The organism is Phytohabitans sp. LZ39, from assembly GCF_059359075.1.
In genome coordinates, this window is record NZ_JCADBM010000008.1 from 86,953 (window position 1) to 105,884 (window position 18,932).

20 protein-coding genes are annotated in these 18,932 nt (G+C 73.7%); 13 read left to right on the plus strand and 7 right to left on the minus strand.

All coding sequences use genetic code 11. The features are described 5' to 3' along the window. The first annotated feature begins 7 nt into the window (after positions 1 to 7). Positions 8 to 1,126, plus strand: a complete 1,119-nt coding sequence (locus AC5L36_RS17460) for a carboxylate-amine ligase (RefSeq protein ID WP_441217225.1) — start codon at positions 8 to 10, stop codon at positions 1,124 to 1,126. Positions 1,127 to 1,250: 124 nt separating this feature from the next. Continuing rightward, a complete protein-coding gene (locus AC5L36_RS17465) occupies positions 1,251 to 1,817 on the plus strand; it encodes a nitroreductase family protein (RefSeq protein ID WP_441217721.1) in 567 nt (188 codons plus the stop codon). Here AC5L36_RS17465 and AC5L36_RS17470 read toward each other — a convergent pair. From AC5L36_RS17470 to AC5L36_RS17480, 3 genes are all read right to left on the minus strand, one after another. Continuing rightward, on the minus strand, positions 1,801 to 3,345 hold the full coding sequence (locus AC5L36_RS17470) for an NAD(P)-binding domain-containing protein (RefSeq protein ID WP_441217227.1): 1,545 nt from the start codon (positions 3,343 to 3,345) through the stop codon (positions 1,801 to 1,803). The two genes, AC5L36_RS17465 and AC5L36_RS17470, sit on opposite strands and share 17 nt — an antisense overlap. A gap of 66 nt (positions 3,346 to 3,411) precedes the next feature. Continuing rightward, positions 3,412 to 4,620: a cytochrome P450 gene (locus AC5L36_RS17475; protein WP_441217229.1), complete on the minus strand. Its 1,209-nt coding sequence runs from the start codon at positions 4,618 to 4,620 to the stop codon at positions 3,412 to 3,414. Positions 4,621 to 4,656: 36 nt separating this feature from the next. After that, on the minus strand, positions 4,657 to 5,241 hold the full coding sequence (locus AC5L36_RS17480) for a TetR/AcrR family transcriptional regulator (RefSeq protein WP_441217231.1): 585 nt from the start codon (positions 5,239 to 5,241) through the stop codon (positions 4,657 to 4,659). A gap of 75 nt (positions 5,242 to 5,316) precedes the next feature. Between AC5L36_RS17480 and AC5L36_RS17485 the strand changes: the two genes are divergently transcribed. From AC5L36_RS17485 to AC5L36_RS17510, 6 genes are all read left to right on the plus strand, one after another. Next, positions 5,317 to 5,898 carry a PH domain-containing protein gene (locus tag AC5L36_RS17485; RefSeq protein ID WP_441217233.1) on the plus strand — a complete coding sequence of 194 codons (582 nt, stop codon included), beginning with the start codon at positions 5,317 to 5,319 and terminating at the stop codon, positions 5,896 to 5,898. A gap of 12 nt (positions 5,899 to 5,910) precedes the next feature. Continuing rightward, positions 5,911 to 6,576, plus strand: coding sequence for a Pr6Pr family membrane protein (locus AC5L36_RS17490; RefSeq protein ID WP_441217235.1), 666 nt, complete (start codon positions 5,911 to 5,913; stop codon positions 6,574 to 6,576). Next, a complete protein-coding gene (locus tag AC5L36_RS17495) occupies positions 6,569 to 7,192 on the plus strand; it encodes a pentapeptide repeat-containing protein (protein ID WP_441217237.1) in 624 nt (207 codons plus the stop codon). Before AC5L36_RS17490 ends, AC5L36_RS17495 begins: the two co-directional genes overlap by 8 nt. A 69-nt stretch (positions 7,193 to 7,261) precedes the next feature. Next, entirely contained in the window at positions 7,262 to 8,653 is a 1,392-nt protein-coding gene (locus tag AC5L36_RS17500; protein ID WP_441217239.1) for a M1 family metallopeptidase, read from the plus strand. A 375-nt stretch (positions 8,654 to 9,028) separates the two neighbouring features. Continuing rightward, entirely contained in the window at positions 9,029 to 9,559 is a 531-nt protein-coding gene (locus tag AC5L36_RS17505) for an RNA polymerase sigma factor (RefSeq protein WP_441217241.1), read from the plus strand. Further along, positions 9,556 to 10,284, plus strand: coding sequence for a hypothetical protein (locus AC5L36_RS17510; RefSeq protein WP_441217243.1), 729 nt, complete (start codon positions 9,556 to 9,558; stop codon positions 10,282 to 10,284). Before AC5L36_RS17505 ends, AC5L36_RS17510 begins: the two co-directional genes overlap by 4 nt. Here the strand turns inward: AC5L36_RS17510 and AC5L36_RS17515 are convergent. Next, positions 10,218 to 12,377 (minus strand): MMPL family transporter, encoded by a 2,160-nt coding sequence (locus AC5L36_RS17515; RefSeq protein ID WP_441217245.1) that lies wholly within the window; start codon positions 12,375 to 12,377, stop codon positions 10,218 to 10,220. The two genes, AC5L36_RS17510 and AC5L36_RS17515, sit on opposite strands and share 67 nt — an antisense overlap. Before the next feature lie 147 nt (positions 12,378 to 12,524). Between AC5L36_RS17515 and AC5L36_RS17520 the strand changes: the two genes are divergently transcribed. From AC5L36_RS17520 to AC5L36_RS17535, 4 genes are all read left to right on the plus strand, one after another. Further along, a complete protein-coding gene (locus AC5L36_RS17520; protein WP_441217247.1) occupies positions 12,525 to 13,676 on the plus strand; it encodes a sensor histidine kinase in 1,152 nt (383 codons plus the stop codon). Beyond that, on the plus strand, positions 13,673 to 14,350 hold the full coding sequence (locus AC5L36_RS17525) for a response regulator transcription factor (RefSeq protein ID WP_441217248.1): 678 nt from the start codon (positions 13,673 to 13,675) through the stop codon (positions 14,348 to 14,350). Before AC5L36_RS17520 ends, AC5L36_RS17525 begins: the two co-directional genes overlap by 4 nt. A 224-nt stretch (positions 14,351 to 14,574) precedes the next feature. Further along, positions 14,575 to 15,981, plus strand: coding sequence for a hypothetical protein (locus tag AC5L36_RS17530; protein WP_441217250.1), 1,407 nt, complete (start codon positions 14,575 to 14,577; stop codon positions 15,979 to 15,981). Positions 15,982 to 16,021: 40 nt separating this feature from the next. Further along, positions 16,022 to 16,597 (plus strand): DUF5709 domain-containing protein, encoded by a 576-nt coding sequence (locus AC5L36_RS17535; RefSeq protein WP_441217252.1) that lies wholly within the window; start codon positions 16,022 to 16,024, stop codon positions 16,595 to 16,597. 50 nt (positions 16,598 to 16,647) lie between these two features. On the opposite strand, the gene AC5L36_RS17540 is transcribed toward AC5L36_RS17535, so the two are convergent. From AC5L36_RS17540 to AC5L36_RS17550, 3 genes are read right to left on the minus strand one after another with little or no spacing between them, the layout of a single operon-like run. Further along, positions 16,648 to 17,265 (minus strand): DUF3618 domain-containing protein, encoded by a 618-nt coding sequence (locus AC5L36_RS17540; protein ID WP_441217254.1) that lies wholly within the window; start codon positions 17,263 to 17,265, stop codon positions 16,648 to 16,650. Beyond that, a complete protein-coding gene (locus AC5L36_RS17545; protein WP_441217255.1) occupies positions 17,262 to 17,681 on the minus strand; it encodes a phage holin family protein in 420 nt (139 codons plus the stop codon). The genes AC5L36_RS17540 and AC5L36_RS17545 overlap by 4 nt, the downstream gene beginning before the upstream one ends. After that, a complete protein-coding gene (locus AC5L36_RS17550; RefSeq protein WP_441217257.1) occupies positions 17,678 to 18,358 on the minus strand; it encodes a hypothetical protein in 681 nt (226 codons plus the stop codon). The genes AC5L36_RS17545 and AC5L36_RS17550 overlap by 4 nt, the downstream gene beginning before the upstream one ends. A gap of 171 nt (positions 18,359 to 18,529) precedes the next feature. Between AC5L36_RS17550 and AC5L36_RS17555 the strand changes: the two genes are divergently transcribed. After that, positions 18,530 to 18,928, plus strand: a complete 399-nt coding sequence (locus AC5L36_RS17555; protein ID WP_441217259.1) for an STAS domain-containing protein — start codon at positions 18,530 to 18,532, stop codon at positions 18,926 to 18,928. The last annotated feature ends 4 nt before the right edge of the window (positions 18,929 to 18,932 follow it).

Here is an 18,932-nt window from a genome sequence, read left to right on the forward strand (position 1 = left end):
CCCCGGCATGGGGATCGACGGGGGCGCGCCCCGCTTCGGCGTGGAAGAAGAGTTTCTGGTCGTCGACGCGGAGACCCGCGTGATCGCCCCCGAGGCGGCCCGGGTGATCGCACGGGCCCGCGAGCGGCTCGGCGACCGGGTCGGCGGCGAGATCACCAAGCTCCAGGTGGAGACCCGCACGGCGCCCTGCCACACCGCGGCCGACCTGCACGGCCAGCTCGCCGAGGGTCGGGCCGAGCTGGCCGCTGCCGCGGCGGCCGAGGGGTTGCGCGTGGTGGCCACCGGCACGCCCGTGGTGGGCCGGGCCGCACCGCCGCCGATCACCGAGGGCCCCCGGCAGGACCGCGGCACCGCCACGTTCCGCGGCCTCCACGACGAGTTGGGCATCTGCGCGGTGCACGTGCACGTCGAGGTGCCCGACCGCGACCGCGCCGTGCGGGTCGGCAACCATCTGCGCCCGCACCTGCCGGTGCTGATCACGCTCACCGCCAACTCGCCGTACTGGGACGAGCGGGACACCGGGTACGCGAGCTGGCGCACCGTCACCTGGCACCGCTGGCCGGTCGCCGGGCCGCCGCCGGTCTTCGCGTCCGCCGCACACTACGACGACGTCGTCGGCACGATGCTCGACGCCGGGGCGATGGTCGACATCGGCACGCTCTTCTGGGACATCCGGCTCTCCGCGCGTCAGCCCACATTGGAGGTACGGGTCGCCGACGTGCCACCGACGGCGGAGGAGTCCGCGGCCTTCGCCGCTCTGGTGCGCGGCCTCGTGGTGACGGCCGGCGCGGCCGTCGACCGGGGCGAGCCCGCACCGGAGGTGGCGCCGGAGCTGATGCGGCTGGCCTACTGGCGCGCGGCCCGCGACGGCATCGCCGGGCACGGTGTCGACCTCCCCGGTGGGCGGCTCGTGCCCGCCATCGAGCTGGCCGAGCGGCTCGTCGAGAGCGCCCGGCCGGCGCTGGCCGCTTTCGGCGACCTCGACCGGGTCCGCGACTGGCTCGGTCGGCTCGCCGCCGAGGGCGACGGCGCCACCCGGCAGCGGCGGGCGGCGGCCGGCGGCCTCACCGCCGCGGTCGACCACCTCGTCGCCAGCACCGCGCCCGCAGAGAGCACGGCGCGATAACGACACGCCGCGCCAGCCGTGCCATCGTTGGTCTGTGAGCGCACCACTGCCGACCGAGCCACTCGACCTGCCGCCACTGTCCCCTGTGGACGCGACGCAGGCGGCCAAGCGGTTCGCCGACCAGATGGCCCGGCGCCGCTCGGTGCGCGACTTCTCCCCCGAGCCGCTGCCCGACGGCGTGCTGGAGGCGGCGATCCAGGCGGCCGCCAGCGCGCCCAGCGGGGCGCACGTGCAGCCGTGGCGCTTCGTCGTGGTGAGCGACCCGGCCCGCAAGCGGCGGCTGCGGGAGGCCGCCGAGGCCGAGGAACGCGAGTTCTACAGCCGCCGCGCGCCGGCCGAGTGGCTCGACGCGGTGGCGCCGTTCGGCACCGACTGGCGCAAGCCGTTTCTGGAGGTCGCGCCGGCGGTGATCGTCGTGTTCGAGGTGCATCAGGGCCCGCACAGCCCGAAGCCCTACTACGTGAAGGAGTCGGTCGGCATCGCGGTGGGGCTGCTGCTCGCCACGCTCCACCAGGCCGGCCTCGCCACGCTGACGCACACGCCCAGCCCGATGCGCTTTCTCAACGACGTCTGCGAGCGGCCCCCGGAGGAGCGCCCCTACCTGGTGATCCCGGTCGGCCGCCCGGCACCCGGCGCCCGGGTGCCCGCGCTCACCCGCAAGCCGCTGGCCGAGGTCATGGTGCGCTGCTGAGCTCCGCGCGGAAGAAGGCGAGCAGCGGCTCGACGTGGCGCTCCGGCCGGCGCCACTCGGCGAGCAGGTCTTCCAGCAGGTGCTGCTCGGCGACCAGCTCCGCGCCGCGGTAGCGCCGGACCACCGGGTGGATGAACGCGCTCTCCCGGGCCCGGCTCGGCGTCGGGTGCCGCTCGATCGCGAAGACGTCGCCGTACTCTTCGCGCCCCCACCGCAGCGCCACCGTGTAGTGGTGCGGCTCGTCGCGGAAGCGCTCGACCGCGTAGTCCTCGGGCAGGTCCTCGTAGTGGCGGAAGCACCCGGTGGCCGGGTCGAGCACGTAGGAGTCGCACAGGTACTCGAACTGGGTCCACAGCGCGGAGCTCCAGTTGACCCGGTCGAGCACGTGGGTGGTGAGCGCCTCCGGGTCGGCGGCCACCGTGCCGCTGGGCAGCGGCACCCCGTCGTACCGCTCGCGCAGCAGCCGGGCGAACGTGCGCAGGTTGTAGCGGAACCCGTCGATGAAGGGGGACGAGGCGTGCTTGATGTCGCGGGCCTGCGCGATCGTGCCGGCGAAGTACAGGTCGTCCACATTGGTCGACTGCCAGTCCGGGCGCAGCCCGGGGATCCGCCCGTCGCGCACCATCTCCGGCCGGCAGCTGGGGTCGAACAGCGACGTGTCCATCCGGAAGCCGGTGCACCGGACCACCGACTCGTACACCAACGTGTCGCGCTCGCCGTCGGCGTGGGTGTAGGTGATGTCCACCTCGTAACCCCCGTCGACCGGCCGGATCTCGTCGATCACGCAGTCGAGCACCGAGTGCAGCGTCTTGAACTGGTAGCTGTCGAGGATCGCGCCGTACTGCCCGCGCACGTCGCCGGGGTGCTTGGTATTCCACGCCAGGCGCAGCGGCTGGCGGCTGGCCAGGTGCACCATCGCGGTGTGCCCGAAGATGGCGCTCGCCGTCTCGAACGCGGAGTTTCCCTTACCGATGATCAGCACCCGCTGGCCGGCGAACGCCTCGGGCTTGGTCGCGACGTCCTCGTAGCCGACCGCGTGCTCGATGCCCTTGATGTCCGGCACGAAGGGCAGGCCCCACCCGGTGGCGACGATGACCGCGCGGGCCCGCCACGTCTCCGGTCCGCAGTGGACGTCGAACCCGCCGTCGCGGCGCACGATCCGGTCGACCGGGCAGTCGTAGCGCACGTCGAGCTCGTGGATCCGCTGGAAGTCGGCGAGGTAGCGGACCAGGTCGTCGGCCGCCGGCAGGTACTCGGTGCTGTACTTGGGAAACAGCAGGTCGGGTGAGTCGTTGAGCAGCGAGTTCCAGTCCCAGCGCAGCTTGATCTCAGGGTCGGTGCTGGTGGTGTGCACCTTGTTGAGCGAGATCAGCCGGCGGTGCCGCGGGTACTGCTGGAAGAACGCGGCCGGCCCCGGCTCCCGCTCCAGCGCGACGTAGTCGGCCCCCGCGCGCTGGAGGAAGTAGCTGAGCTGCAAACCGGCCGGACCGGCCCCGACGATGACGTACTGGCGCGTGCGCTGGTCCACCAAAGGTCGGCCCTTTCCCGTTCGACGCCCGGTGCGCACGACGATGCGGGCACGTGACCCCGCGTGTCAACTTCCAACGTGCGCTGGCACCCGGACGTCGGTGAGGACCATGCCGCTGGCCGGGCGGGCCGGGACGCGGCGCAGGGAGATGTCCACATCCTGGTCGGGGACCGTGTAGTCGAGCTTCGCCAGCCTCGGCAGCAGCGTGCGGAGCAGCGCGATCGTCACCATCTCGCCGGGGCAGCGGTGGCCGGTCAGCGGGTCGCCGCCGCCCTGCGGGACGAGCTCGTAGGCGCCCACCCGGCGCTCCAGGAAACGGCCGGGCGCGAAGCCGTACGGGTCGGGCCACAGCAGCGGGTCGTGGTTCTGGCCGTAGAGGTCGAGGAGCACCAGCGAGGCCGCCGGGATGCGGTGGCCGTCCCACTCCAGGTCACGGGTGGCGCGGCCACCCACGAAGGGGGCGAACGGGTAGAAGCGCCGCACCTCGTGGACGAAGGCCTCGGCGTACGCGGGGTCGCCGTCGCGCAGCCGGTCGCGGTGCTCGGGCCAGAGGTGGAGGGCGTGTGCGGCGAACGTCACGTACCAGCACACCGCCACCGTCGGCCGCAGCACGTTGAGCAGCTCGACGGCGGCCACGCGGGGGTCGAGCGGGTCGCCGGCGGAGTCGGTGTGCTCGGCGATCGCGGCCAGCGCGGAGCCGGCCGGCGCGGGCGACGTGCCGCGGGCCCGGGTGACCACATCGGACAGCCACCGCTCGCGGCGGGCCCGCGCCCGGCGGGCGCGCCAGTGGCGGGGCCCGGGCGTGGCGAACCCGTCCACCATGGACACCAGGTCGGCCGCGAGCGACTCGTCCGCGCGTAGGCCCACCCACGGCGCGACCGCGCGGGCGAGCACCTCCGCGGTCTCGTCGAACAGCACCACACTGTCGCGCGTGGACCACGTTTCGGCGGCGGCGTCCCAGGCGTCCGCGGCGTACCGCTCCAGCAGCGCGACGCCCTCGCCGGTCAGCATCGCGAGGAACATCGCCTTGCGCAGCCGGTGGTACACCCCGTCCAGGCCTTGCACGCCGCCGCGGCCGAAGAGCGTGTCCTGCACCGGCCCGGGCGCCGCGCCATGGCGCTGGATGTTGGTCTCGTCGTAGAAGAAGCGGGCCGCGTCGGGGCCGCAGAGGGCGGTCACGCGCCACCCGAACGCGCGGGTCTCGACCACGTGCTCGCCGGCGCGCCGGCGGCGGTTGGGCAACCAGCCGTACCCCTCCAGGAAGAACCCGAGCATGCACCCGGATGCCCGACGCCGCGCGGGCGCAAACTCCTACGCGAAGATCGTGTCCAGGTGGGCGTCGAGGGCGGCCAGCGCGGTCTCCGGGCCGTAGTGGCCGCCGAGCAGGTGCAGGCCCAGCCCTTCCATGAGCGCCAGCAGGCCCACCGCCGCCCGGTCCGGATCGGTCCCCGGACGCGGCCCGCCGGCGCGGATCTGCTCGGCCACGAACGCGAGCATCGCCGCGGTGTCGGCGCGCAGCGGGCCGGCGACCTCGGGGCGCACCGCCGTGTACGCGAGGAACGCCAGCGCCACCCGGCCGTCGGCGCGCCGCGGCTCGTCGACCGGCAGCACCTCGGCGACGATCGTGCGGAGCACCTCGCGGGGCGGCGGGTCGGCGCCGAGCGCGGCGGCCGCCGCGGTGAGCCGCGCCTCGCTCCGCTCCCGCACCACCGCGAGCGCGAAGGCCATCATCTCGTCCTTCGTGCGGAAGTAGTGCTGCACCATCCCGGACGTCACGCCGGCCTCGGCAGCCACGTGGCGCAGGCTCACCGCTTCGAGCCCGCGCTCCCCCGCCACCCGCAGCAGCGCCTCGGCGATGCGGGTGCGGCGCTCGTTGTGGTCGACCACCTTGGGCATGCCCACATGCTTTCACATTGCGAGTGCAACGTCACGCGTGTTACGTTGCAGTTGCAACGCGAAAGGAGGTGTGCGGTGCTCCGCACGGTCATCCGCTACGAGACGGCGATGTGGCGCGGCCTGTTCCGCTGGCTCACCCGGCGCCCCGTCCAGCTGGCGCCCGGCGACGTGGCCTTCGGGCACGCGGGCCCGGTCAAGCCGATCTTCGCGGTCTTCATCGTCCTGTCCGCGCTGGAGATCCCGATCTTCGACCTCGTCATCAGCCGGCTCGTGCCGTGGTCGACGGTCCGGTACGCCGCGCTCGTCGCCGGCGTCTACGGCCTGATCTGGATGATCGGCGCACTCGGCGCGCTGCTCACCAACCCGCACGTCGTGGGCGACGCCGGCATCCGCCTGCGCAACGGCACCTCGATCGACATCACGATCCCGTGGGACGCGATCGCCTCGGTCCGGCACCGCTACCGCTCGCTGCCGTCGAGCCGCGGCGTCCAGGTCGAGGGGACGGTGCTCCACCTCGGCACCGGCGGGCAGACGAGCATCGACGTCACGCTGCGCGAGCCGCTCACGCTGCCCGTGCACGAGGATCCGGTGGACGAGGTCCGCTTCTACGCCGACGACCCCAACGCCCTCGTGGCACTCGCGCGGACCCTTGCCTGATATGTTCCTTTTGTGGGCAATAGCCGCCAGCTCAGCCGGTTGTGGCACGCCGTCCTGTTCGCCGTCGTGGCGGCCGCCTTCGTCGCCCAGCTCGTCCTGGTGCTCCGCGGCGGCGCCGACGTCAACGCGGCCGAAGGCGAGGCGCCCGCGGGCACCGGCACCCGCGTCGTCAACCTGCTCAGCTTCTTCACGATCCAGAGCAACCTGCTGGTGCTCGCCGCCGCCGCGACCCTCGCCGCCAACCCCCTGAGGGACGGGCGCTGGTGGCGCGTCCTGCGCCTCGACGGCCTTCTCGGCATCACGATCACCGGCATCGTGTACGCGACGGTGCTCGCCGGCCAGGTGTCGCACGAGGGCCTCGCGTTGTGGCTCAACGCCGCCTTCCACTACTTCTGCCCACTGTGGACCGTGGCCGGCTGGCTGCTGTTCGGCCCCCGCCCCCGGGTCACCTGGCGCGTGGTGGGCTGGGCGTTCGCGTGGCCGGCGGCCTGGGTGGCGTACACGCTCGTGCGCGGCGCGGCCACCGACTGGTACCCGTACCCGTTCCTCGACGTGACCGACCTCGGCTACGCCGTCGCGCTGCGCAACGTCGCGGGCGTGCTGGCGATCGCGCTTGCCGTCGCCGCCCTCGCGCGCTACCTCGACGGGTGGCTCGCTAGGGTCAACAACCATGGCTGAGCGCAGGTACGGGGCACCGGCACCGCCGACCGAGACCGAGGTGCGCCACGAAGACTGGGCGTGCGACGACATCTCCGGGCAGGAGCACACCCGGGTCGCGTTCCACGACGTCGACCTGACCGAGGTGGTAAACCAGGGCGCGTCGTTCGCCGAGTGCACGTTCAGCGACTGCCGCTTCAACGCCTCCGCGCACAGCGACGCCGCGTTCGTCAACTGCACGTTCACCAACTGCTCGTTCTTCGATGCCGCCTTCACGGGCTGCAAGCTGGTCGGCAGCATGTTCGACCGGTGCACGTTCGGCCTCCTGAAGGTGACCGGCGGCGACTGGTCGTTCGTCGGGCTGCCCGGTGCCGACCTCAGCAAGTCGGAGATCGCCGGCGTACGCATGCGCGAGGCCGACCTCACCGGAGCCAAGTGCGCCGGCGCCACCCTCCGCCAGGTCGACCTCGCCGGCGCGCTGCTGCACCACACCGACCTGACCCGCGCCGACCTGCGCGGCTCCGACCTGTCCACACTGGACCCGTTGACGGTCACTCTGCGCGAGGCCGTCATCGACCCCGACCAGGCGGTCGTCCTCGCCGAAGCCCTCGGCCTCAGGGTCCAGCCCGCACTCTGAGGCCGGTTGTGGACGGCGGTCGTGGCTTCTGGGAGCATCGGCAGGCCAGCCCGGCGAGAGGAGTCCCCCATGGCCCGACGTCACGTGGTCCGCGCCGCCGCCGGCGTGGCCGCGGCCGCCATCTCGCTGGTCGTCGCCACACCCGCCTCCGCGGCGCCCGGTGTCGGCTCGCCCGGCCTCGGCGACCCGTACTATCCGCTGGCCGGCAACGGCGGCTACGACGTGCGCCACTACTCGCTCGACCTCGACTACGTGCGCGCCACCAACCACCTCGACGCGTCCGCCGTCATCGCCGCGCGGGCCACGCAGGACCTGCGGCGGTTCGACCTCGACCTGCGCGGCTTCACGGTCACGCGGGTGACGGTCAACCTGCTGCCCGCCTCGTTCACCCGGGACGGCCAGGAGCTGGTGATCACGCCGAAGGTCCCGCTGCGGCGCGGCAAGGCGTTCGTCGTGAAGGTCGACTACAAGGGCGAGCCGACCGAGGTGATCGACCCCGACGGCAGCAGCGAGGGGTGGGTTCCCACCGCCGACGGCGCGTTCGTGGTCAACGAGCCGCAGGGCTCCCCCGGCTGGTACCCGGCCAACGACAACCCGCGCGACAAGGCCACCTACGACATGGCCATCACCGTGCCGAAGGGCATCACCGCGATCGGCAACGGGCGTCTGCTGTCCCGGCGCGACCACGGCGGCAAGACCACCTGGCACTGGTACGAGGACTCGCCGATGGCCCCGTACCTCGCCACCGCCACCAACGGCGTCTTCGAGCTGCGGGTCAGCAAGGCCGGGCGCATCCCGCTCTACCACGCGGTCGACCCCGTCGAGGTGCCCAACGGCGCCTTCGACCGGCTGGCGGCCGAGGCCGAGATCATCGAGTTCTTCGCCGGGCTGTACGGCCCCTACCCCTTCAGCAGCGGCGGCGCGGTGGTCGACCACGCGCCCGAGGTCGGGTACGCGCTGGAGTCGCAGACCAAGGTGCAGTACGACAGCACGCCCAACCCGACCACCGTCGTGCACGAGGTGGCGCACCAGTGGTTCGGCAACTCGGTGACCCTGACGGTATGGCCGGACATCTGGCTCAACGAGGGCTTCGCCACGTTCTCCGAGTGGATCTACGACGAAAAGCACGGCGGCCAGACCGCGCAGGCGTCGTTCGACGAGGTGTACGCGCGCCCGGCGACGAGCTCGATCTGGACCCGGCCCCCGGGCAACGTGGGCGGTCCCGAGTTCCTCTTCTCCGGCACGGTGTACGACCGGGGCGCGGCGACGCTCCAGGCGCTGCGGGTCAAGGTCGGCGACAAGACCTTCTTCCGCATCCTCCGCGAGTGGTACGCCCGCAACCGCGACGGCAACGTCACCACCGCCGACTTCGTCCGCCTGGCCGAAAAGCGCAGCGGCAAGCGACTCGACGCGTTCTTCGACACCTGGCTCTACCAGCCCGTAAAGCCGACCACCTGGTAGAAGCGCACCGCAAAACAACGGTCCCGAAACCCCGGTTCAAATCAGACTCGAGCTACCGCGACGCCCGTCGTGGTCCAGACCGCCGCTCCCGCGGCCTCACCCATCCGCCGCTGGTCACGCGCACCCGAGCTCGCGGCGTGACTGATCGCCGCGTCCGTGGCGATCTGTGGCCCCTAGAGGGGCAATTTCTCGCCACGGACGCCCATGTGCGCCTCCGGCGGAGGCGCCGAAGTAACCGCGACCAACAGCGGACGGGTGGGGCCGCGGGAGCAACGGCAGCGACCATGACGAACGTCGCGGTAGCTCAAATCTTGATCTTTAATGGGCCAAGACAAGCCGACGTTAGATTCTGGGGTCCGCCGGACAGTACATGGTGTGAGCGAAGACGAAGAGCGGTTCGTGGCGCTGTGGCGAGAGCACAGCCCGCGCGTCATGGCGTACGCGTTGCGACATCTCGACTCCGACACCGCGCAGGATGTGGTGTCGGAGACGTTCCTGGTGGCCTGGCGCCGGCTGGCGGCCGTGCCGGACGATCCCCTGCCCTGGCTGCTGGTGGTCGCCCGCAACACGATCGCCAACCTGCGCCGCTCCGGTCACCGGCAGGCGCGGCTGGCGGCCGAGCTGGAGCGGTGGCGGCAGGTCGCCGAGCCGGCCGCGGCCGCGGACGTGCTGGCCACCGAGCGGGCGGCCGTGCTGGCCGGGCTGGCGGAGCTGACGCCCAAGGAGCGGGAGGCGCTGCTGCTCGTGGCCTGGGACGGCCTGCGGCCCGAGCAGGCCGCGAAGGTGGCCGGCTGCTCGCTGCCCGCCTTCCACGTACGCCTTTTCCGCGCGCGGCGGCGGCTGCGTTTCGACAGTGAACCGCGCCCCATTACCCACCCGCTTCCCGCACCAGGAGGTACCCGATGAGCAGGGAACAGACGATCCTCGAGAAGCTCCGGCCGGTCACCGCGGTCGACGACGAGTGGCCGCCCGCGGCGCGTGCGGCGGCGCTGGAGCGGCTGCTGCTCGCGCCTGCCCCGACGGCGGCCCGGCGCCGGCCGCGCCTTCTCGTCACCGCCGCGCTCACGGCGGGCATCCTCGCGGTGGGTGCGGGCGCCGCCACCGCCGGCGGGCTGCTGCCCGAGTCGTTCACCGGGTCGCTGTCGTTCTGGACGAGCGAGACGGACGGCGGGGTCGACGTGCAGACGGCGCGGCGGGTGGCGCAGGGGCCGGGCCCGGACGGCACGGTGCTGTCGGTGTGGTCCGCCCGGGGCGCGAACGGCACGGTCTGCGTCGCCCCGATGTTCGAGGCACCCGGGCCCGTCGACCGGCCGGCGCCGGCGGACTTCCGGCTCGCCGGCGGCCAGTGCGAGCCCGCGGATATGCGGTCGCAGCCGGTGTTCGGTTCGACGGGTGGTTCGTCGACCCCGGAGGGGATCCACACGATGTGGGCGAGCGCGGGCGGTGCGGTCCGTGCCGAGCTGCGCCTGACTGACGGGTCAGTCCGCCCGGCACTCGCCGCCGCGGGCATGTTCTTCTTCTGGTACGAGGCCAACGAGCGGGTCGCCCCGCCCACGCTCGTCGGCTACGACTCGGCCGGGACGGTGCTGGGCGAGCGCCCGCTGCCCGACCTGGACAGGCTCGGCCGCTGACGGCCGCTCAGGTGCGGCATGCGCCGGTGGAGCCAGCGCGGCAGCCACCAGTTCGCGGGGCCGAGCAGCGTCATGAGGGCCGGCACGAGGAACAGGCGTACCACGGTCGCGTCGAGGAGCACGGCGGTGGCCAGGCCCAGGCCGAGCATCCGGGCGAAGGGTGAGGGGTCGGCGACGAAGGCGAGGAACACGGCGGCCATGATCAGCGCTGCCGACGTGATGACCCGACCGGTGGCGGCGATGCCGCGGGCGACCGAGCCCACGGTGTCTCCGCTCTCGTCGTACGCCTCGCGGATCCGGGACAGCAGGAACACCTCGTAGTCCATCGACAGTCCGAAGAGGACGGCGAAGAAGATGATGGGCAGCGGCGAGGGGATGATGACCGTCTCCTCCAGGCCGAACAGCTCCTTGGCCCACCCCCACTGGAAGACGGCCACGATCACGCCGTAGGCGCCGCCGATCGAGAGCAGGTTCATCAGGATGGCCTTGAGCGGCACGAGGATCGACCGGAACACCAGCATCAGCAGCAGGAACGACGCGGCCAGGATCGCGCCGACGAAGATCGGCAGGGTACGCGTGAGCTGCCGGCTGAGGTCGTCGGTCAGGGCGGTCAGTCCGGAGACGGAGGCGTTCTCCGGGACCAGGGCGCGGATCCGTTCGAGCGTCCGGGACGTGGCGGCGTCGGCGGGTGCGGTGGTGGGGACGGCGCGGATGACGACCGCGTCGCCGGCGGGAGAGGCCTGCGGTTCGCCGACCGAGGCGATGCCCGGGTCGGCGGCGACGCGTGCGGAGAGCGCGGCGATGTCACCGGCACCGGTGCCGGGGCGGCGCAGGTCCACGACCAGCAGCAGCGGGCCGTTGACCCCCGGGCCGAAGCCCTCGGCGAGCAGGTCGTACGCGCGCCGGTGGCTAGTGCCCGTCGAGTCGCCGCCGGCGTCCGGAAAGCCGGTCCGCATCGCCAGCGCCGGGGCGGTCAGCGTGAGCAGGAGCGCGGCCGCCGCGAGCAGGTACACCCATGGACGCCGGGACACGCGGAGGGCCAGGCGCCCCCAGGCGGCGCCGGTGGCCCGCCGCCGAGGCAGCGGGAGCCGGCCGCGGTCGATGCGGTCGCCGAGCAGTGCGAGCAGGGCGGGGAGCAGGGTCAGGGCGGCGGCGGCCACGCCGAGCACGACCAGCGCGGTGGAGAGCCCGATCGAGATCAGGAAACCCGTGCCGGTCAGCGCGAACGCGGTCATCGCCACGACGATGGTCCCGCTGGCGAACACGATGGCGGACCCGGCCGAGGCCATCGCACCGGCCAGCGCGGCGGCGTTGTCGGGGGCGGTGGCGCGGTTCTCGCGGTAACGCGCGGTGATGAACAGGGCGTAGTCGATGCCGACGCCGAGCCCGATCATCCCGGCGATCACCGGTGCGACGGAGGAGACGTCCATGGCGTTGGCCAGCAGCGCGATGCCGCTGACGCCGGCGGCCACGGCGAACAGCGCGAGTACGATCGGCAGCAGCGCGGCCACGACCGAGCCGAAGGCGACGAGCAGGACGATCAGCGCGACCACGAGGCCGGCCGCCTCCGCGCCCGAGGCCTCCGTCTCGGCGTTGATGAACGTCGCGTCGCCGCCGAGCTCCGCCGTCACGCCGGCCTGCCGGGCCGGCTCCAGGGCACCCGCGATCGCTGTGAAGGGCGCCGGGCCGAGCTCCGTGGCGGGCGTGTCGAAGGTGATCTCGGCGTACCCGATGCGCCCGTCGGGCGAGACGGTGCCGGCGGCGAACGGGCTGGCCACGGCGGTCACGTGCGCGCCGGCCGCGATCCGCTCGACCGCGGCGTCGACGGCGGCCCGGTGGCTGTCCAGCCGCTGGCCCTCGGGCACGGCGAAGACCGCGAGGGCGGCGCCGCCGGCCGCCTCGGGAAACCGCTCCTCGAGCAGCTCCATCGCCTGCTCGCTCTGGCTGCCGGGAGCGACGAAGTCGTCGGCGAACGCGCCCCCGGCCGTGCCGGCCAGCGCGATGACGGCCGCCGCGGCCATGATCCAGGCGGCGATGGTGATCCAGGGCCGGCGGGCACTCGCCACGCCGATGCGCCGGGTGAAGGAGTTCATGGCCGTCATCGTCGGCGGCGGCACCGGGCCCGGTCTCCCGGCGCCGGACGGGGTGGCCCCTCCCCCGCCGGGCGGGCGACCGGGGGCGTTTCCCTCCGCCCGGCGGCGGATGACGGCACGGCGTGCGCTGCCCTACCGTGAGCGACGATGAACCGGACACGCCGCCGCCGTGGCCCGTTCGCCCGCTGGCCCCGGGCGGCCGACGGGGTCCTCGCTGCCGTGCTGTTCCTGACGACGGTGTTCGTCACGGAGGGGCAGGGCGACGCGCCGGCGCTCCGGTCGATCACCGAGGTGCCCCCGGTCGCGTTCGTGGCCTACGCCGTCGCCGCGGCAGCGTTCTCCCAGCGCCGCCGCGCGCCGGTCGCGGTCCTCGGCGTGGCGGTCGCCTGCTGGGCGCTCGCCCTGCCGACCGAAGACACCAACGTGGGTCTGATCACGCTCTTCGGGCTCTACGCCGTCGGCCGCTACGCGGGAGACAGCCGGTGGGGACTGGCCGGCGTGGCCGCGGCGGTCGCCCTGCTCGTCCTCGACGGCCTCGTCCTGTCCAGCCCGTGGTCGGAGACCGCCTTCGGCGTCGTGTTCTTCCTGGTCATCTGGTACATCGGGCGGCGGATGGCGTCGCGCGAGGAGCGGGCCGCCCAGCGGCGCCGGCAGCAGGCCGACCAGGCGCGCCGGATCGTCGCCGAGGAGCGCACCCACATCGCCCGCGAGCTGCACGACGTGGTGGCCCACCAGGTGAGCATGATGACGGTGCAGGCCGGGGCGGCCCAGGCCGTGGCCGCCGCGGATCCGGAGCGCGCCCGCCAGGCGATGGCCGCGGTCGAGCAGGCCGGCCGCCAGGCCCTCGACGAGCTGCGCCACCTGCTCGGCGTACTCCGCCCGGACGCCGACCGGGGCGGCCTCGGCCCCCAGCCCGGACTCGCCGACCTGCCCCGGCTCGTCGCCCAGCTCGGCACGGCGGGGCTCGACATCGATGTCACCGACGGCCTGCGGACACCGCTGCCCACGCGGGTGCAGCTGTCCGCCTACCGCATCGTCCAGGAGGCGCTCACCAACGTGCTCAAGCACGGCGGGCCGGGCACCCGCACCGAGGTACGCCTGTGCGAGGACGGCACCGACATCACCATCGAGGTCGTCGACCACGCCCCGCTCGCCCCGAACCGCCCGCAGGCGCCCGGCCACGGCATCATCGGCATGCGGGAGCGCGCGACGCTGCTCGGCGGCAGCCTCGAGACCGGCCCGCGCCCGGAGGGCGGCTTCCGCGTCCTCGCCCGCTTCCCCCGCACGGGCGAGCCATGACGATCAGCGTCGTGGTCGTCGACGACCAGGCCCTGGTACGCGGCGGCTTCGCCATGATCCTGGGCGCGCACCCCGACATCGAGGTGGTGGCCGAGGCCGGCACCGGCTTCGAGGCGATCGACGCCGCACACCGGCACCACCCGGACGTCGTCCTCATGGACATCCGCATGCCCGAGCTCGACGGCCTCGAAGCGACCGCGCGGATCCTCCGGGAGGCCGACTGGCCGGTGCGGATCCTCATCCTCACCACGTTCGACCCGGACGAGTACGTCTACCAGGCCCTCCGCGCCGGCGCGAGCGGCTTCGTGCTCAAGGACATCCCACCGCGGGAGCTGGCCACCGCGGTACGCACCATCGCCGACGGCGGCGCCCTCATCGCCCCGTCGATCACCCGCCGCCTGATCAGCCGCTTCGCCACGCGCCCCGGCGTCAACACCGCCGTCGCCGACCGCCTGGAGCGCCTCACCGACCGCGAACGCGACATCGTCGCCGGCGTCGCCCGCGGCGCCACCAACACCGAGATCGCCGAGCGGCTCTACATCGGACCCGCCACGGTCAAGTCACACGTCTCCAGCATCCTCACCAAGCTGGGCCTGCGCGACCGCGCCCAGATCGTGGTCTTCGCGTACGAGAGCGGCCTCGTCGAGCCCGGCGCGTACGACATCGGCCACTAGGAGACCTCCACGAGTGGCCCGTCGATCGAGGGCTGTGCCGGGCCGGACCGGGTCGACCGGCCGGAGCTGTGCCCGCGGGAGCACGCGGTCCGCGGGTGACAGAGGACCGGGGGTGCGCCGGTCGCCGGGGGTGGCGCCGCGCCGAAACAACCGGCGGTCGACGTTTGGACCAGCGGATCGCGGCCATCTCGTGCGAGACCGGGCGACCTAAGAGGACGTGGGTGATGTTGGAGGAATCGGCACGGGCGACCGCGGCGACCGCGGCCACGCCGGATCGGGTCGTGTGCCCGGACAGCCTGACCCGGGTTCTCGTGACCGCCACCGCCCGGGCGCTGCACGGCCGGGACTGCGGCGACCTCGGCCGGCGGCCGATGGTGGCCCGCTACGGCGGCGTCCTGCCGTCCGGCGCGCGCCGGGCCGCCGCACGCCACGCCAGCCAGGCGGCCGTCCCCGTGGCGGCCACCAACGGCGTCGACGCCGACGAGGTCGCGCGGTGGGTCGTCGGCCAGTACCCACGCCGGCAGTACCCGTCGGTGGTCGTCGGCTCCCCGCACGGCGCCGCGGTGCACCTCGCCGCCGCGGCCGGCGTGCCGTGGCTACCCTCCGGCTTCGAGATGGCGGTGCGGTGGCCGGACGGCTCGCCCGACGACCCCAACGCGGCCCTCACCCACGGCGCCTCGGTGGCCGCCCGCCTGCTCGCCGCCAACCCGGCCCTCGCCATCCGCCAGGTGCACGACCCGGTGCTGCGCGGGGTGCTCGCCGGCTCCACCGTCTCCCTCCACGCCCGCTGGCAGCACCTGCCCGACCCGTACCGCGAGTTCCTCTCCGCCTACCTGAGCCGGGACGCCGCCGTGATCGTGGTCCGCGACATGCGGACCTGGCCGGTGCTCGACGTGGGCGCCGGCCACACGTTTCAGCTCGGCAGCCCGGCGAGCGGCCTGGACGCGGGTGAGTTCCGCACCGCCGGACCGCAGCTGTGCCAGGCGCTGCGCTACCTCGACGCGGACCGGGTGCGGTGGCGGCCGCCCACGATCTCCTGCCCCGAGCGGTACACGGAGACCGGCGTCGAGGCCGGCTTCGAGGAGAGCGTGCGCTCGTGGGCACGGGCCCGCCGGCTGCGCCTGCACCGCGTCCTGTACGCCGCCCCGGAGGCCTTCAGCGCGGCGGTCGCCGACCTGTACCGCCGGTGGCTGCGCGGCGCCGGCAAGACCGGCAACCGGCTCGTGGTGGAGAGCGGTCGCCTGCTCGACCCGGCGCAGGTGCTCCGCGCCGGCATGGTGCCGTACTGGTGCGAGACCCCGGCCAGCCGCGCCGCGAACGCCCTGTGCTGGTGGCTGGCCGGCAGCACGACGTTCAGCTCGATCGACGTGCTGGTGGACGGCTTCGGGGTGCCCACCGCGGCGACGGCCAACCCGTCGCAGTGGCACGCCGCCGCCCGCTTCGGCTCCCGTCGCGCGCACGTCGACCCGGCCGCCACCAACCTGGGCATGTTTCCGCTGCCGGTGCGGCACGCCACCGGCGTCCTGCGCGGGCAGGCGGCGGACCTGCCCACCCCGGCGCCGCTGCGCCCCGACGCCGCGATGGAGGCCATCGGCGAGTCCGCCGCCACGCCCGCGATCCTGGTGTGCTGAAGGGTCGTATAAAGGCGACCTCCCTGGGTAGGAGACCGGCATGAGCGACGAGTACCCGCACCTGCTCTCCGATCCCGAGGCGCTCGGCATCCCCGACGTCGCCGACGACGACTCCACCGCCCGCGACGAGGTCGAGACCGTCCGCGAGGCGGACGGCCCGGAGCCCGCCGCGATCCCGCTCGACCGGGACGACCGTCCCGAGGCGATCGACCGCTTCGGCACCACGGCCGAGGAGCAGCGCGAGGGCGAGTCGCTGGACGACAAGCTCACCCGCGAGACCGCCGACCCGGCGATGCGAAACGTCGGCGAACGCCGCGACGCCACCCCGTCCCCGATCGAGGCGGAGGCCTTCGACCCGGACCCCCTGTCCGAGGAGACTGACCGGGTGGACGACCAGACCCCGCTGGACGACACCGGCCCGGTCGACCCGCGTACCGACTCGCCGGTCTCCATGTACGACACCGGCGCCGGCACCGGCTCGGTGGGCCGGCTCGTCGAGCCGGACGAGGGCGTCCGCGCGGATACCGAGGGTTCGTCGATCGCCCGGGACGCCGGCGCGGCCGGCGGCGCGCCCAGCGCCGAGGAGGCCGCGATCCACGAGGTCGAGGAGCCGTAGGAACGGTCGTAGCCGGCCGGCGCCCCCGCGGGGTGCCGGCCGGCTGGCCGCTACGAGCGGACCTGGTGGCCCGCCTCGCGGACCTCGTCCCGGACGTCGTCGGTGGCCGACCGGGCTTCGTCCTTGACGGACCGCGCGGCGTCCTCGGCGGTCGACCGCACCGACTGGGCCGCCTGCTGCGCCGGCTCGCGCAGGTTGTCGCGCATCTCCTGAGCCACGCCGCCCACCTCTTCCTTGATGGTGTCCGCGTGGTCCTGCGCGACCGCCTTCAGCCGCTCGGCCGCTTCCTTCTCGCGCTCGCTCGCGGGCAGCAGCGACGACACGAGCCAGCCCACGCCGAACGCGATCAGGCCGGCCGCGATGGGGTTTCCCTCGGCCTGCCGCTTGATCTGGCCCGGGGCCGCGGCCGCCGCGTCACCGACGGTGGAGACCGCGGCGGACACCTTGTCGGAGGCGCCCGAGGCGGCCTCGCCGCCCTTCGCGGTCACCTGCGACGCGGTACCCATGACGGTGTCGCTCATCCGCCGGAACGTGTGCCGGACGCGCTCCTTGCGGTCGTGGACCATGCGCCGGGGGTCGGCCTTGTAGGCGAGCGCGTCGACGTCGTCGCTCAGCTCTTCCCGGGTACGGGCGATCTCCCGCCGGATCTGGTCGGGGTCTGTGCTCATCGGTAGCCTCCTGGCTCTGGCTTGAGTGCGTCGGGGATCTGCTTGGCGGTCTCCGCGGTCCGGGTCAGGCCGCGTACGCGGCGCATCTGGGACCGGGCCACCGCGTAGAGGACGGCGCCGGCGACGGCCCACACGAGCGCGACGATCAAAGCCGCCCAGCCCTCGTCCATCCCGTTCGCGAGCGCCCACCACAGGGCGATCGAGAGGAATAGCAGCACCATGTACCCGGCGAGACCGGCGGCACCGAAGGCACCCGCGGCCCGTCCCGCCTTGCCGGCCTCTTCGCGCAGCTCGGCCTTGGCGAGGTCCATCTCCTGGCGGACCAGCGTGGACAGGTCCTGTGCGACCTCGCCGACAAGCTCGCCGAAGGAGCGCTGCGCCGGGTCGGGCTGCGGCTGGTTGACGGCGGTGCTCATAGCCGCGCCTCGCCGGGCAGCACCGGGTCGATCGGCCGGTCGTCGGCACCGGTCACCGGCGTGGCGATCCCCGGTACGCCACCGGACGCGCCGCCGGCGTACAGGGTGCCGGTGCCCTCGCCGGAGTCGATGCCGCCACCGGAGCCGGAGTCGGTGCGGCTACCCGACCCCGAGCCGGCACCGGCCGTCAGGCCGCGGGTGAGCCGGCCGGCCAGCACGCCCAGCACGGCGGCGCCAGCCAGGAAGGCGCCCGGGTGCTGGCGGGCGTACCGCTTGACCTCGTCCAGCACGGCGCCCGGTTCGCGGCCCTCCAGCCAGCCGGCGACCTGGTCCACCGTGCCCGAGGCCCGGCGGGCCAGCTCGGTGGCCGGCCCCGAGCCGCCGCCCTGGTCGGCCATCCGGCGCAGCTCCTCGCCGACCGACCGCAGGCCGCCGGCGGCGCGCCGCTGCTGGTCGCCGACCTGGCCGCGTACCTGCTCGCGCGCCTCCGCGTAGAGGTCGCGGGCCTGGTGGCCGGCCTCCTCCGCGACCTGCCGGCCCTGCTCCGCGGCGGTGCGCAGCACCTGACCGCCACTGTCGGCGGCGGTCTGCCCCACGTTCACGGCTTGTTCCTTCGCCACCTGCGCGGTCGACTCATGGTCGCCCGAGGGTGAGCGCGACGTGGCAATGTCCGTCATCACGTGCTCCCTGCTCATCAGTTGGGGGTGAGGACGGGGTGGCTACCCCCTTCGGTCGGTTCCATTCACGGCGGGTGTGCCAGTTGCGTTTCCTGCCACAACCTTGTTTGACCTCACCTGTCCGCGGGCAACCACGCCGGCACGAAACGGGGGTTGATCATGGGATGGGTGATGAACGACAGCCTGCACGCCGACCGGCGCCGGTATCCGGCGGGCGACGCCTACGGTGAGCTGGGGCTCGCCGTCGACGTCGAGGAGCGCCACGACGTCAGCGTGGTAACCGCGCGAGGCGTCATCGACTTCTGGAGCGTCGGGCCCATGCAGGAGCGGCTCAACGACGCCCTCCAGGCCCACCCGCGCGTGGTACTCGACCTGCGCGACGTGTCATTCGTCGACTCGACCGGGCTGGGCCTGCTGCTCTCGGTGCACGAGCGGGCGGAGGCCGGCGGCGGCTGGCTCCACCTCGCCGCCCTCAACCCGATCGTGAAACGGCTCATGCAGACCACGGAACTGGATCGCCGCTTCCACGTCTACCCCACGGTCACGGCCGCGACCGCCTCCCTCGGCTGAGCCG

Excerpts from the sequence above, each read along its gene's own strand:
- AC5L36_RS17465 (WP_441217721.1), top strand. The coding sequence starts at position 1,251 with ATGGCCCGGCGCCGCTCGGTGCGCGACTTCTCCCCCGAGCCGCTGCCC.
- AC5L36_RS17525 (WP_441217248.1), top strand. The coding sequence starts at position 13,673 with ATGACGATCAGCGTCGTGGTCGTCGACGACCAGGCCCTGGTACGCGGC.
- AC5L36_RS17540 (WP_441217254.1), bottom strand. The coding sequence starts at position 17,265 with ATGAGCACAGACCCCGACCAGATCCGGCGGGAGATCGCCCGTACCCGG.
- AC5L36_RS17480 (WP_441217231.1), bottom strand. The coding sequence starts at position 5,241 with ATGCCCAAGGTGGTCGACCACAACGAGCGCCGCACCCGCATCGCCGAG.
- AC5L36_RS17515 (WP_441217245.1), bottom strand. The coding sequence starts at position 12,377 with ATGAACTCCTTCACCCGGCGCATCGGCGTGGCGAGTGCCCGCCGGCCC.
- AC5L36_RS17500 (WP_441217239.1), top strand. The coding sequence starts at position 7,262 with ATGGCCCGACGTCACGTGGTCCGCGCCGCCGCCGGCGTGGCCGCGGCC.
- AC5L36_RS17530 (WP_441217250.1), top strand. The coding sequence starts at position 14,575 with ATGTTGGAGGAATCGGCACGGGCGACCGCGGCGACCGCGGCCACGCCG.
- AC5L36_RS17550 (WP_441217257.1), bottom strand. The coding sequence starts at position 18,358 with ATGACGGACATTGCCACGTCGCGCTCACCCTCGGGCGACCATGAGTCG.
- AC5L36_RS17535 (WP_441217252.1), top strand. The coding sequence starts at position 16,022 with ATGAGCGACGAGTACCCGCACCTGCTCTCCGATCCCGAGGCGCTCGGC.
- AC5L36_RS17460 (WP_441217225.1), top strand. The coding sequence starts at position 8 with ATGGGGATCGACGGGGGCGCGCCCCGCTTCGGCGTGGAAGAAGAGTTT.
- AC5L36_RS17545 (WP_441217255.1), bottom strand. The coding sequence starts at position 17,681 with ATGAGCACCGCCGTCAACCAGCCGCAGCCCGACCCGGCGCAGCGCTCC.
- AC5L36_RS17495 (WP_441217237.1), top strand. The coding sequence starts at position 6,569 with ATGGCTGAGCGCAGGTACGGGGCACCGGCACCGCCGACCGAGACCGAG.
- AC5L36_RS17555 (WP_441217259.1), top strand. The coding sequence starts at position 18,530 with ATGAACGACAGCCTGCACGCCGACCGGCGCCGGTATCCGGCGGGCGAC.
- AC5L36_RS17520 (WP_441217247.1), top strand. The coding sequence starts at position 12,525 with ATGAACCGGACACGCCGCCGCCGTGGCCCGTTCGCCCGCTGGCCCCGG.
- AC5L36_RS17510 (WP_441217243.1), top strand. The coding sequence starts at position 9,556 with ATGAGCAGGGAACAGACGATCCTCGAGAAGCTCCGGCCGGTCACCGCG.
- AC5L36_RS17475 (WP_441217229.1), bottom strand. The coding sequence starts at position 4,620 with ATGCTCGGGTTCTTCCTGGAGGGGTACGGCTGGTTGCCCAACCGCCGC.